At 70.7% G+C, this 12,641-nt stretch carries 12 protein-coding genes; 9 read left to right on the forward strand and 3 right to left on the reverse strand.

The window, feature by feature from the left end:
- Positions 1-80: 80 nt before the first annotated feature.
- Positions 81-977 carry a hypothetical protein gene (locus ACTU3I_RS16665; RefSeq protein ID WP_442926847.1) on the reverse strand — a complete coding sequence of 299 codons (897 nt, stop codon included), beginning with the start codon at positions 975-977 and terminating at the stop codon, positions 81-83.
- A 362-nt stretch (positions 978-1,339) separates the two neighbouring features.
- On the opposite strand from ACTU3I_RS16665, the gene leuC reads away from it, so the two are divergent.
- From leuC to ACTU3I_RS16695, 6 genes are all read left to right on the forward strand, one after another.
- Positions 1,340-2,821, forward strand: coding sequence for a 3-isopropylmalate dehydratase large subunit (leuC, locus tag ACTU3I_RS16670; RefSeq protein ID WP_442926848.1), 1,482 nt, complete (start codon positions 1,340-1,342; stop codon positions 2,819-2,821).
- A gap of 1 nt (position 2,822) precedes the next feature.
- Positions 2,823-3,419, forward strand: coding sequence for a 3-isopropylmalate dehydratase small subunit (leuD, locus tag ACTU3I_RS16675; protein WP_442926849.1), 597 nt, complete (start codon positions 2,823-2,825; stop codon positions 3,417-3,419).
- A gap of 64 nt (positions 3,420-3,483) precedes the next feature.
- On the forward strand, positions 3,484-4,854 hold the full coding sequence (gene murA / locus ACTU3I_RS16680) for a UDP-N-acetylglucosamine 1-carboxyvinyltransferase (RefSeq protein ID WP_442926850.1): 1,371 nt from the start codon (positions 3,484-3,486) through the stop codon (positions 4,852-4,854).
- Positions 4,851-5,609, forward strand: a complete 759-nt coding sequence (locus ACTU3I_RS16685; protein ID WP_442926851.1) for a lysophospholipid acyltransferase family protein — start codon at positions 4,851-4,853, stop codon at positions 5,607-5,609. Before murA ends, ACTU3I_RS16685 begins: the two co-directional genes overlap by 4 nt.
- Positions 5,599-6,735: an NAD(P)H-dependent glycerol-3-phosphate dehydrogenase gene (locus tag ACTU3I_RS16690; RefSeq protein WP_442926852.1), complete on the forward strand. Its 1,137-nt coding sequence runs from the start codon at positions 5,599-5,601 to the stop codon at positions 6,733-6,735. Before ACTU3I_RS16685 ends, ACTU3I_RS16690 begins: the two co-directional genes overlap by 11 nt.
- Entirely contained in the window at positions 6,635-7,720 is a 1,086-nt protein-coding gene (locus tag ACTU3I_RS16695; protein ID WP_442926853.1) for a D-alanine--D-alanine ligase family protein, read from the forward strand. The genes ACTU3I_RS16690 and ACTU3I_RS16695 overlap by 101 nt, the downstream gene beginning before the upstream one ends.
- Before the next feature lie 6 nt (positions 7,721-7,726).
- On the opposite strand, the gene ACTU3I_RS16700 is transcribed toward ACTU3I_RS16695, so the two are convergent.
- Positions 7,727-8,224, reverse strand: coding sequence for a DUF3515 family protein (locus ACTU3I_RS16700; protein ID WP_442926854.1), 498 nt, complete (start codon positions 8,222-8,224; stop codon positions 7,727-7,729).
- A gap of 65 nt (positions 8,225-8,289) precedes the next feature.
- On the opposite strand from ACTU3I_RS16700, the gene thiL reads away from it, so the two are divergent.
- Positions 8,290-9,273, forward strand: a complete 984-nt coding sequence (thiL, locus tag ACTU3I_RS16705; protein WP_442926855.1) for a thiamine-phosphate kinase — start codon at positions 8,290-8,292, stop codon at positions 9,271-9,273.
- Here thiL and ACTU3I_RS16710 read toward each other — a convergent pair.
- On the reverse strand, positions 9,243-9,824 hold the full coding sequence (locus ACTU3I_RS16710) for an RsmD family RNA methyltransferase (RefSeq protein WP_442926856.1): 582 nt from the start codon (positions 9,822-9,824) through the stop codon (positions 9,243-9,245). The genes thiL and ACTU3I_RS16710 overlap by 31 nt on opposite strands.
- Before the next feature lie 60 nt (positions 9,825-9,884).
- On the opposite strand from ACTU3I_RS16710, the gene ACTU3I_RS16715 reads away from it, so the two are divergent.
- Both ACTU3I_RS16715 and coaD read left to right on the forward strand, forming a co-directional pair.
- Positions 9,885-12,050 carry an ATP-dependent DNA helicase RecG gene (locus ACTU3I_RS16715; RefSeq protein WP_442926857.1) on the forward strand — a complete coding sequence of 722 codons (2,166 nt, stop codon included), beginning with the start codon at positions 9,885-9,887 and terminating at the stop codon, positions 12,048-12,050.
- A gap of 24 nt (positions 12,051-12,074) precedes the next feature.
- Positions 12,075-12,575, forward strand: coding sequence for a pantetheine-phosphate adenylyltransferase (gene coaD / locus ACTU3I_RS16720; RefSeq protein ID WP_442926858.1), 501 nt, complete (start codon positions 12,075-12,077; stop codon positions 12,573-12,575).
- Positions 12,576-12,641 lie beyond the last annotated feature (66 nt).

Below are 12,641 nucleotides of genomic sequence, written 5' to 3' on the forward strand. Positions count from 1 at the left end.
GAACCCCCACCACCCACGAAGGGTCACACCCAGCAGCATCCCGACACGGTCGCACCGCGTATCGCGACCCCTCGCGCACGTCAGACCGATAGGCCACGGCGGCGGAGGGCGCGACGCGCCGCCTCGACGACCTCGGCATCCGTCATGTGCTTCGGGATGCGCACGACGATCCACGCCTCCTCGCTGAGTGCGTTGTAGCGCACGAGGTCGATAGCCCATTGACGGTCGTCCACACGATGATGGTCGCTGTCGTACTCGAAGAGGATGCGCAGTCCGGGGTAGGAGAGGTCGCCGTGGATGACGCGATCTCCGACGACCACGGGCGTGTTGAGCGCAGGTTCGGGGAGCCCCGCCCGCACCAGCGCGAGCCGGCATCGCGACTCGCGTGGCGAGCGTGAGCCCGGGCGGATCTCCGCCAGTGCCGCGCGCGCCCGCTTCGCGCCGCGCATGCCGCTGTGGGACGTCACCGCTGCCGCCAGCTCCGCCAGCGTGGTCAGCTCGCTGCGCCACCCGACAAGGCGGTCGCCGGCGACGATGAGTTCGTCGAGCGTGAGGAGGGGCGCCAGCGCGAGCCACGTCGTGACCGGGTCCGTCAACCGCACGCCGTCGCAGATCGAGATCGCCACTGCGCGACCGGTCTTATGGCCGACGACGCCGTCGCCCCGCGGCGCGCGGGCGGCGTCGCGGTACAGCACGTGCAGGCGGTGGTCAGCCTCGAGCCGCCGCGGGAGGGGGATGCCCCACAGTCGCGCGGCAGTGACATGGGAGAGCAGCTGCTGGGTCGGCGCCCCGGCGACGTATGCGCGGCAGCGCGCGAGCAGGTCCGTTGCATCCGCCGCTGGCATGCGCACACCGCGGAAGGGCGTCGCCAGGTCCTTCGCCCGCAGTCGGCCCCGCGGGATCCCGTGCGCGTCCGCCTCGGCGACGGTGAAAGCACGCCCGGACAGGGCGGGCGGAAGGGCGCGAGGGCGAGGCATGCCGGTCATCCTCCGCGCAGAGCTCCTGCACCCCCCGCCGCGAGGCATCCTTCGGTGGAGAACCCACGTGCCGAACGCGCTGTGGAGAAGGGCTCCCACCTGTCCATCCTTCCCGCGAGGGGTCGCGTCACGAGGCACGGTGCGTGCGGCAGCCCGCGTCACGCGACCCCTGGCGCGACGGATGGCGCGTGTCGCGACCCCTCGCGAAGGGACGCTCGGCGGGACACCCGGTGGTATCGTGGCGGCGTGCGGATCGCTCGCCTTCTCCTTAGCGGCCGCGACGAGACCTCGTAATCCAGGCCATCCTCGTCGCGGAGTTCGTCGCGGGCTTGATTCCCACCACGAAAGAGATCGGCAGAACATTGAGCACTCCCATCCCCGAGAACACCGTCGTCCCGGATCGCCCGCGCACCCTCGCGGAGAAGGTGTGGGACGACCACCTCGTCGTCAAGGGCGAGAACGGTGAGCCCGACCTGATCTACATCGACCTGCACCTGGTGCACGAGGTCACGAGCCCGCAGGCCTTCGACGGTCTCCGCGCCGAGGGGCGACCGGTGCGCCGGCTCGATCTCACGATCGCCACCGAGGACCACAACACGCCGACCCTCGCCATCGACAAGCCCATCGCCGACCTCACCAGTCGCACGCAGATCGAGACGCTGCGTCGCAACGCCGCGGAGTTCGGGATGCGGCTGCACTCTCTGGGTGACGCCGAGCAGGGCATCGTCCACGTCGTCGGCCCCCAGCTCGGACTGACCATGCCCGGGGTGACCGTGGTGTGCGGCGACTCGCACACCTCCACCCATGGCGCCTTCGGGGCCATGGCGTTCGGCATCGGGACGAGCGAGGTCGAGCACGTCCTCGCCACGCAGACCCTCCCGCTCAAGCCCTTCAAGACGATGGCGATCACCGTGGAGGGCGAACTGAAGCCGGGCGTGACGGCGAAGGACATCATCCTCGCGGTGATCGCGAAGATCGGCACCAACGGCGGCCAGGGCTACGTCCTGGAGTACCGCGGCAGCGCCATCCGCGCGCTGTCGATGGAAGGCCGGATGACGATCTGCAACATGTCGATCGAGGCCGGCGCGCGGGCCGGCATGGTCGCGCCGGACGAGACGACATTCGCCTATGTCAAGGACAAGCCGCACGCGCCGAAGGGTCAGGACTGGGAGGACGCCGTCGCGTATTGGCGGACGCTCCCCAGCGACGAGGGCGCGGTCTACGACGCCGAGGTGTTCCTCGACGCGAACGAATTGGAGCCGTTCGTCACGTGGGGGACGAACCCCGGGCAGGGTGTCTCCCTCGGCGAGGTGGTCCCCGACCCGGCGGCGATGACGGATCCCGACGAGAAGGCTGCCGCTGAACGTGCGCTGGAGTACATGGACCTGCAGCCGGGCACCCCGCTGAAAGATGTGCGCGTCGACGCCGTGTTCATGGGCTCGTGCACCAACAGCCGCATCGAAGACCTGCGCGCCTTCGCCTCCATCGTTCAGGGCCGCACCAAGGCGGAGGGGGTGCGCGTCATGGTCGTGCCCGGCTCGGCGCGGGTGCGACTGGAGGCCGAGGCCGAGGGACTCGACAAGATCATCGAGGACTTCGGTGCGGAGTGGCGCTTCGCCGGGTGCTCGATGTGCCTCGGGATGAACCCGGATCAACTGGCCCCGGGCGAGCGCTGCGCATCGACATCGAACCGCAACTTCGAGGGACGGCAGGGAAAGGGCGGACGCACGCACCTCGTGTCGCCGCTGGTGGCTGCGGCCACCGCGATCCGCGGCACGCTCTCGAGCCCGGCCGACCTCGAAGACGATCGGTCGCTGACGCAGGCGAAGGGTGCGGTGGCCTGACATGGAGAAGTTCGTCACCCACACGGGCGTCGTCGCCCCCTTGGAGCGCTCGGCGGTCGACACCGACCAGATCATCCCGGCCGTCTTCCTCAAGCGCGTCACCAAGACGGGGTTCGAAGACGCCCTCTTCGCAAACTGGCGCGCCGACCCTGACTTCGTGCTCAACCAGCCCGCGTTCGCCGCGGCATCCATTCTCGTCGCCGGGCCGGACTTCGGCACCGGTTCCAGCCGGGAGCACGCGGTGTGGGCCCTGCGCGACTACGGATTCAGAGTCGTTCTGAGCCCGCGGTTCGCCGACATCTTCCGCGGCAACGCCGGCAAGCAAGGTCTCCTCGCCGGCGTCGTCACCGAGGACGACGTTCGGGCCATCTGGGCGGCCGTCCGTGCCGAGCCGGGGGTCACGATGACCGTCGACCTCGAGGCGCGCGAAGCGCGACTCGGCGACCTCCGAGTCGGATTCGAGATCGACGATTACACTAGATGGCGGCTTCTCGAAGGGCTCGACGACATCGGGCTCACGCTGCGCAACGAAGACAAGATCGCGCAGTTCGAGGCCCGTCGCGAGGCATGGCGGCCACGGACGCTCCCCGTTCCGTAAGCCACGGCGGCCCCACCAGGGCGCCGTCGCCGCCCCTCGTCCACCCCAAGTGAGGTCTCCCCGTATGCGAACACTCGTCCCCGACACCGGCACTGCCGCTTCCGGACCGTCCGGTGAATCCGGCGACGTTCTCGCCATCCGCGGTGGTCGCCCGCTGAAGGGGACGGTCGAGGTCAAGGGGGCGAAGAACCTCGTCACGAAGGCGATGGTGGCGGCGCTGCTCGGCGAGACGACTTCGGTGCTGCGCGACGTCCCCAACATCAGCGACGTGCAGGTCGTGCGGTCGCTCCTCGAGGTGCATGGCGTGCGCGTGTGGGAGGGCGAGGAAGAGGGGACCCTCCACTTCGATCCGAGCGGCGCGGTCACCGCGCACTTCGAGGAGATCGACGCGTATGCCGGCGCCTCCCGCATCCCGATCCTGTTCTGCGGCCCGCTGCTGCACCTGCTGGGTCAGGCGCTCATCCCCGACCTCGGCGGATGCCGCATCGGCGACCGCCCGATCAACTTCCACATGGACGCGCTGCGCGCGTTCGGTGCGGTGGTCGACAAGAGCTACGAGGGCATCCGGATCACGGCGCCGAACGGCCTCCACGGCGCGCAGATCGAGCTTCCCTACCCGAGCGTGGGCGCGACCGAGCAGGTGCTCCTGACCGCGGTGCGCGCGAAGGGCGTCACGGAGCTTCGCGGGGCCGCGATCGAGCCCGAGATCATGGATCTCATCGCGGTGCTGCAGAAGATGGGCGCCATCATCTCCTATGAGCCGAACCGCGTCATCCTGATCGAGGGCGTCGACTCGCTCGTCGGCTACGACCACCGCGCCATCTTCGATCGCAACGAGGCCGCGTCGTGGGCATCCGCTGCTCTGGCCACCGACGGCGACATCTTCGTCCAGGGCGCGAAGCAGCAGGACATGCTGACCTTCCTCAACATCTTCCGCAAGGCCGGCGGATGGTTCGACGTCCGTGAGGACGGCATCCAGTTCCGCCGTGGCGGCGACATCAAGCCGGTGATGGTCGAGACCGACGTGCACCCCGGGTTCATGACCGACTGGCAGCAGCCGCTCGTCGTCGCGCTCACGCAGGCGCACGGCACGTCCACCGTGCATGAGACGGTGTACGAGAACCGGCTGGGGTTCACCCAGGCGCTGAACCAGATGGGTGCCGACATCACGGTGCATCCGAAGGGGATCGACAGCACCGATCGGCGTGTCCCGCGCCGCTCGCTCGAGCAGGCGGCCGTCATCACCGGGCCGACGCCGCTCCACGGTGCGGATGTCGTCGTCCCCGACCTCCGCGGCGGCTTCAGCTACGTCATCGCCGCCCTCGCCGCCGAGGGGGAGTCCGTCGTGCGCAACATCGGCATCATCCGCCGCGGGTACGAGAAGTTCCTCGCGAAGCTGGACGCGCTCGGCGCCGACTTCGACGTCATCGGATGAGCGGCGTGCCCGCCTCTCCGGAGAAGCGTCGCCCCAGCGTCTACTGGCTGCTGGGAGGCCTCGTCGTCCCGGCGATCAGCCTGCTGGCGAAGATCGAGATCGAGGGCAAGGAGAACGTGCCCCGCAGCGGCGCGTTCGTGCTCACCCCCAACCACGTCTCCGAGCTCGACCCGCTCATCGTGGCCGTCGCCGTCTGGCGGATCGGCCGGGCCCCGACGTTCTTCGCCAAGGAGAGCCTCTTCCGCGTCCCCGTCCTCGGGGCGGCGATGCGCGCGGCGAAGATGATCCCGGTCTCGCGATCAGCGTCGAGCAGCGCAGCCCGCGAGACCATCCGCCAGGCGGAGATCGTCGCCGCGAACGGTCGCGGGATCATCGTCTACCCGGAGGGATCGCTCACGCGCGACCCCGAGATGTGGCCGATGCGCGGCAAGACCGGCGCGGTGCGTCTCGCCCTCGCCGGGGATCTTCCGGTGATCCCGGTCGCCCACTGGGGAGTGCAGGAGATCTTCCCCCGATACGGCAAGCTGCGGGTGTTCCCGCTCCGGCGGCGGGTGCGGATGGTGATCGGCGAGCCTGTCGACCTCGCGGAGTTCCGCGGCGCGCAGACCGAGCCGGCCGTCCTCTCGCGGGCCACCAGCGTCGTGATGGACCGCATCGCGGATCTCGTCTCGCGCCTGCGCGGCATCCCCGCGCCGGCTCAGCGCTGGAACCCGTCCGCGCACGGCCAGAACGAGACGGGGCGCCTTGAGCCGTAGAACGGATGCGGCCCTCCCGCGGGTCGCCGTGCTGGGCGCGGGAAACTGGGGCACGACGTTCGGCAAGGTGCTCGCCGACGGCGGCGCATTCGTGACGATGTGGAGCCGGCGGCCCGAGCTCGCCGACGAGATCCGCGGCGCCCATCGCAACACCCAGTACCTCCCCGGTGTCAACCTGCCGCGTCAGATGACCGCGACACCCCACCTCGCGGAGGCGTTGGAGGGTGCCGAGCAGATCTACCTGTCGGTGCCCAGCCAGGCGCTGCGGGAGAACCTCAAGGCGGTGAGGCCGCTCGTGGACCGCACCGATGCCCCGGTCGTGTCATTGATGAAGGGCGTCGAACGACGCACCGGGCTTCGCATGAGTCAGGTGATCGAGCAGGAGCTGCACTGCGATCCCGACCGGATCGCCGTCGCGTCGGGCCCGAACCTCGCCCTCGAGATCGCGCGCGAGCAGCCCACGGCGGCCGTCATCTCCTCGACCAGCCAGATCACGGCCGAAGCCGTGGCGCTGCGTGCGCGCAACCGCTACTTCCGCACGTTCGTGAACACCGACGTCATCGGCACGGAGTTCGGCGGCGTGCTGAAGAACCTCATCGCCGTCGCGATCGGCATCGTCGACGGCGTCGGCTACGGCGAGAACACCAAGGCCTCGATCATCACCCGGGGCCTCGTGGAGATGACCGACTTCGCCGTCGCACAGGGCGCGCATCCCGAGACGCTGCAGGGTCTCGCGGGGCTCGGCGACCTGATCGCGACCTGTCAGTCGCCGCTCAGCCGCAACAACACCGCAGGGCGACTCCTCGGCCAGGGCGTGAGCTTGGACGACGTCGTCAAGCAGATGCAGCAGACGGCGGAGGGGCTGGCGTCGGTGGCACCCGTCCTGCAGCTGGCAAAGGCCGCGGGCGTGGAGATGCCGATCGTCGAGCAGGTCAAGCGGGTGCTGGACGGCACGATGAATCCGCGCGACATCGCACCTCACCTCACGACGGACGACGACAAGCCCACGGGCGAGAGGACGCAGAATGGACAAGCCGGCGGTCGTGGTGCTCTTTGGCGGTCGCTCCAGCGAGCACTCGATCAGCTCCGCGACGGCGGGCGGCGTTCTTCGGGCGATCGATCGTGACCGTTATCGCGTGATCCCGGTCGGGATCACCCGGGAGGGGGCCTTCGTCCTCGAGGACGACGACCCCGAGAAGTTCGTCCTCGACGCCGCCCGGCTTCCCGAAGTGGTCGACAACGGCACCCGCATCCGCTGGCCCGAGTCGGCGGCGACGCGCGAGCTGACCGTCGTCGACGGCGACGGAGAGCGGTCGCTCGGCGACATCGACGCGGTGTTCCCCATCCTCCACGGCCGCTTCGGCGAGGACGGAACCATCCAGGGGATGCTCGAGCTGTTCGGCATCCCGTACGCCGGCGGTGGCGTGCTGATGTCGGCGCTCGGGATGGACAAGCACGTCGCCAAGAGCGTGCTGCGCTCCGCGGGTGTGCCGGTCGTGCCGTGGGTGGCGGTCACTCGCGCCGACCTCGCCCGCGAGCGCGACCTGTGGGAGCAGCGCATCGCGACCCTCGGGCTCCCGCTCTTCGTCAAGCCCAACCGATCGGGCTCGAGCGTAGGGGTGTCGAAGGTGCAGTCGTGGGACGAGCTCGGCCCGGCGCTGGAGATCGCGTTCGCCGAGGATGCCATGGCGCTCGTCGAGCAGGCGGTTCTCGGCCGTGAGCTGGAATGCGGCGTGCTCCCCGGCCGCAACGGCGCACCCCCGCGGGTGAGCGTCGCCGGCGAGATCGTGGTCACGGGCCGGGATTTCTACGACTTCGAGGCCAAGTACCTCGGCGCCCCCGGCATCGATCTGGTGTGCCCGGCGGACCTCCGCGAGGGCGAGCTGGCGGAGATGCAGCGGATCGCCGCGCGGGCGTTCGAGGCTCTGGGCGGGGAGGGTCTGGCGCGCGTGGACTTCTTCTTCACCGGGACGGAGTTCTTCGTCAACGAGGTCAACACGATGCCCGGCTTCACTCCGATATCGATGTTCCCGCGGTGCTGGATCGCCTCGGGCATGACCTACCCCGAGCTGCTCTCGGAACTCATCGACGACGCTCTCGCGCGCGCCTGACCGGCACTACGGAGCCGCGGTCTCCTCGGTGCCCGGCCGCGCCGTGCACACCGCGCCGGTCTCCTCCAGCTGGCGGTCGAGGATCGGGGAGAGCGCCCGCAGGACGTCCGCACTGCCGACGACCGCGTAGTCGATGTAGACCTGCACCGCGGGGGAGCGACCGAACGTCGTGAAGGTGTAGCGATCGTCGGCCGCCTCGGATTCGTCCACGAGCCAGTCGACGCCCTCGACGGGCTGACACGGCAGCTCGGAGGGGCCGGGGACTGCGACCCCGCAGGTCAGGAGCACGGATGCGGGGTTCCCCCACGCGCCCGTGGCCTGGGCATCGGTCCACCGGCGGTCCTGACCTGCGACGGTCTGGGGGAGACGCACCGACACGTCGGCGCACGCCGGGTCGCCGGCGCTCTCGGCGGGCTTCATCGAGACGGTGCCGGCACATCCGCCCATCCCGATCGCCACCAGGAGGATCCCCGCGGCAACGGGCAGGCGACGGGATCGGATCACCGTCCCAGGCTAACCCGCGCCGGCGCTCGCGCCGTGCGCCGGCCCCCGCCCGATAGCGTGGGAACGTGGAGGCCACGGTGGGACAGACAGCCGAGCGCGATGTCCTGCGCCGCATCCTCGACCGTCTCCCGGCGACCTCGGCAGTGGTCGGCCCCGGCGATGACGCTGCCGTGCTAGCCGCCCCCGACGGACGTGTGGTGGCCACGACCGACACGCTCGTCCACGGGCCGGACTTCCGCCTCGCCTGGTCATCGCCCTTCGAGCTCGGTTGGAAGGCGGCGGCGGTGAACCTCTCGGATGTCGCCGCGATGGGGGCACGTCCGACGGCTCTCCTGGTCGCCCTCGCCCTGCCCGAGGACACCCTCCTCACGTTCGTCGACGGCTTCGCCGACGGCCTCGTCGCCGCGTGCGCGGAGCTTGCACCGGACTGCGCCGTGGAGGGCGGAGACCTGACCGTATCGGAGACGCTCACGATCGCCGTCACGGCGCTCGGTTCGCTGGGCGGACGTTCGCCGGTGCTCCGCTCCGGGGCGCGGCCGGGCGACGAGGTGCGTGTCGTCGGGGAGCTGGGCGTGGCGGGGCGGGGGCTCGCCGTCCTCTTCGATCGGTTCACGGATGCGGCCGGCGCGCCGGTCCCCGTCACCCCCGCGGCGAGAGCCGCCCTTCCCGAGACCGACGCGCACGCACTCGCACGGCAGCTGGCGCCGCATCCGCCGGTATGGGCGGGCACGCAGATCGCGGACGCGGGCGCCACGGCTCTGATGGACGTCTCGGACGGCCTGGCGCTCGACGCCACGCGCCTCGCGGAGGCCTCCGGCGTCACGATCGACCTCGCGTCCGCGCTTCTCGGACCCGATCCGGCGACCGCGCTGTCCGGCGGGGAAGACCATGCGCTGCTGTTCACCGTGCCGACCGGATCGACCGACGTCGGTCGGCGGATCGGTGCCGTGCAGACGCGGGGAGCCCGGTCGCTGACAGTGGACGGAGCGCCCTTCGACGGTCACGCCGGGTGGGACCCCTACCGCGACTGGGACGCCGCGCGGGGCTGACCCCACCACATCGTCGTATCGCCGTAGGTGCGGTCGCGAAGCACCTCCATGTCGGCCTCGTCCCAGCGCGGGGCGGGGGAGCGCTTCGCCCGCTCGACGACGACCACCGCGTCGGGGTCCAGGGCCGGTGCGAGGAGCGCGAGCACGGTCGTGATCTCGCGGTCCGGCACGTCGTAGGGCGGATCGATCAGGACGAGGTCGTACGGCCCCCGGGCCGTCCGCAGGAACGGTGCGACACCGGCGCGATGCACCCGCACCTGGGCGGCGACGCGCGGTGAACGCGTGACGCGGTCGGCGTTCTTTCGTGCCACCGCAGCGGCCCGCGCGGACATCTCGACGAGGTCGACCGACGCGGCGCCCCGGCTCGCCGCCTCCAGCCCCAGTGCGCCCGACCCCGCGTAGAGGTCAGCGACCCGCGCGCCGCGGAGGAGGTCGGCGGATTCGAGCGCCCCGAACAGCGACTCGCGCACGCGGTCACTCGTGGGTCGCGTCCCCGCGTCGGGCACGTCGAGCACGGTGCCCCCGGCGCCCCCGGCGATGATGCGCGTCACCGTCCCACCCTACAAAGGCGGTCGCGAAGGCGTGTCGCCACGGCGATCTAGACTCGGAGGATGCCCGGCCTCACGCTCGCGTCGCGTCTGGATTCGGCGCTCGGCGGCAAGACCGCGACCGCGTTCGAGCGTGCGTTCGGCATGAAGACGGTGGGAGAGCTGCTCGCGCACTACCCGCGCCGCTACGCGTCTCGAGGCGAGCTGACGCCGATCGCCTCTCTTCCTCTGGGCGAGCCCGTCACGATCGTCGCCGAGGTGCTCAGCGCCGGCGAGCGACGCATGCAGAACCGCAAGGGCTCGATCCTCGAGGTCCTCATCAGCGACGGCGACGGACGGCTGTCCCTGACCTTCTTCAACCAGTCGTGGCGCATCAAGGATCTGCGCCCCGGACGCCGGGGGATCTTCTCCGGAAAGGTCGGCGAATACCGCAACACCACTCAGCTCACCCACCCCGACTACCAGCTGTTCGAAGACGTGGAAGAGGCGCGCGTCAACGCGGAGGCCTACGCGAACCTCCCCATCCCGATCTACCCGGCGACGGCCTCGCTGCCGAGCCACGTCATCCAATCGAGCGTCGCCCTCGCTCTCGACGGACTCGACGAGATCGACGACCCGCTGCCGGAGGACGTTCGCACGCGATTCGGTCTCCTCGACGCCCGCACCGCGCTGGAGCACATCCACCGCCCCGAGTCCGACGATCAGGTGGGCGCCGCGGTCGCCACGCTCCGGATGCACGAGGCGTTCGTGCTGCAGGCGGCGCTGCTCCAGCAGCGCCAGTTCGTGCGGACGCTGTCGGCCACCGGGCGCCCGGCGGTGGCAGACGGCCTGCTCGAGCGCTTCGATGCCGCTCTCCCCTTCGAGCGGACTCCCGACCAGGTCGAGGTGGGCGATCGCGTCGCCGCCGACCTTGTCGCGGACTGGCCGATGAATCGGCTCATCCAGGGTGAAGTCGGCTCGGGGAAGACCCTGGTGGCGCTGCGCGCGATGCTGCAGGTCGCCGAGTCCGGCGGCCAGTCCGCTCTCATCGCGCCGACCGAGGTGCTGGCCGCGCAGCATGTCCGCTCCATCGCGCGGATGCTGGGGCCGCAGCTGGCCCCGCAGCTCATGCCGACCCTCCTCACCGGTCAGATGCCCGCCGCCGAGCGGCGGAAGGCGGCGCTGCGGGTGGCCTCCGGGCAGGCGCTCATCGTCGTGGGAACCCATGCGCTGCTGAGCTCGACGACGACGTTCGCCGACCTCGGCCTCGTGGTCGTCGATGAGCAGCACCGCTTCGGCGTCGATCAGCGCGAGGCCCTGCGAGCGAAGGGCACCGCGCCGCACACCCTCGTTCTCACCGCGACCCCGATTCCGCGGACTGTTGCGATGACGGTGTTCGGCGACCTCGACGTTTCCACGATCCGCACCATGCCCGCGGGCCGCGCGGGGATCGAGACGTTCGTCGCGCCGGTGGCCGAGCGCCCCGCGTGGTTCGCCCGCGTATGGGAGCGCGTCGCGGAAGAGGTGGCGCAGGGCCGTCAGGCGTTCGTCGTGTGCCCCGCGATCGACGCCGAGACCGGAGCGGAGGACGACACCGGTGGCGACGAGCTCACCGGCTCCGCCGAGCCGACGCGCACGCGGTGGGGAGTCGTGCAGGTCGCCGACGTCCTGTCACGGCATCCGGCGTTCGCCGACATCCGCGTCGCGATCCTCCACGGGAAGATGCCCTCCGACGAGAAGGACGCGGTCATGCAGGCGTTCGCGCGCGGCGACGTCGACGTCCTGGTCGCCACGACCGTCGTCGAAGTCGGCGTCGACGTGCCCAACGCCTCCGCCATGGTGATCCTGGAAGCCGACCGCTTCGGCGTGTCGCAGTTGCATCAGCTGCGCGGGCGCGTCGGCCGCGGCGGGCTTCCCGGTCTCTGTCTCCTCGTCACGGAGGCGACGCCGGGGACCTCGTCGCGGGCCCGGGTCGAGGCGGTCGCGCGCACGCTCGACGGCTTCGAACTGGCGGAGGTCGACCTGGAGCTGCGCGGTGAGGGCGACGTCCTCGGGGCGGCTCAGTCGGGTGCGCGCTCGTCGCTGCGGCTGCTGCGCGTCGTCGCCGACGCCGACCTCATCGTCCGTGCCCGAGCGGAGGCGGAAAAGGTGCTCGCGGATGATCCCTCCCTGGCCGGCCACACCGGGCTCGCCGGCGCGATAGAACGCCGAGTCGGCATCGAGGAGCGGGCCGCCCTCGCGAAGGGGTGACGCACGATCGGTAGGGTGGGGGACATGAGCAACCGGATCGCCGTCGTCCCGGGATCTTTCGATCCGCCGACCCTCGGTCATCTGGATGTCATCCGTCGAGCCGCGTCGCTGTACGACCAGCTGCACGTCCTGGTCGTCCACAACCCCGGCAAGGAGGCGATGCTCCCCATCGCCCAGCGGCTCGCGCTGCTGGAGCAGTCGATCGCGGAGGGGGAGATCGAGGGCGCCGAGATCGTCGTGGCGTCATGGAGCATGGGGCTCCTCGTCGACTACGCCACCGACGTCGACGCGGGCGTGCTCGTGAAGGGCATCCGCTCGCAGGTGGACGTCGCATACGAGACGCCGATGGCGATCGTCAACCGTCATCTCGCCCACGTGGAGACGGTCTTCCTCCTCCCGGATCCCGCTCACGCGCTCGTTTCCAGTTCTCTCGTGCGACAGGTTGCGGCCCTCGGCGGCGACGTGTCGCCATTCGTGCCGCCGGCCGTGGCGCGGTTCCTCGACACGGGTGCGCGCGAACTGTAATCGACCCTCCTCCCGCGCGCTCCGGGTAAAATCGAGCGAGTGAGAACTCGATCCGGACCCTTCGCG

The organism is Microbacterium sp. RD1, assembly GCF_052220165.1.
GTDB lineage: Bacteria > Actinomycetota > Actinomycetes > Actinomycetales > Microbacteriaceae > Microbacterium.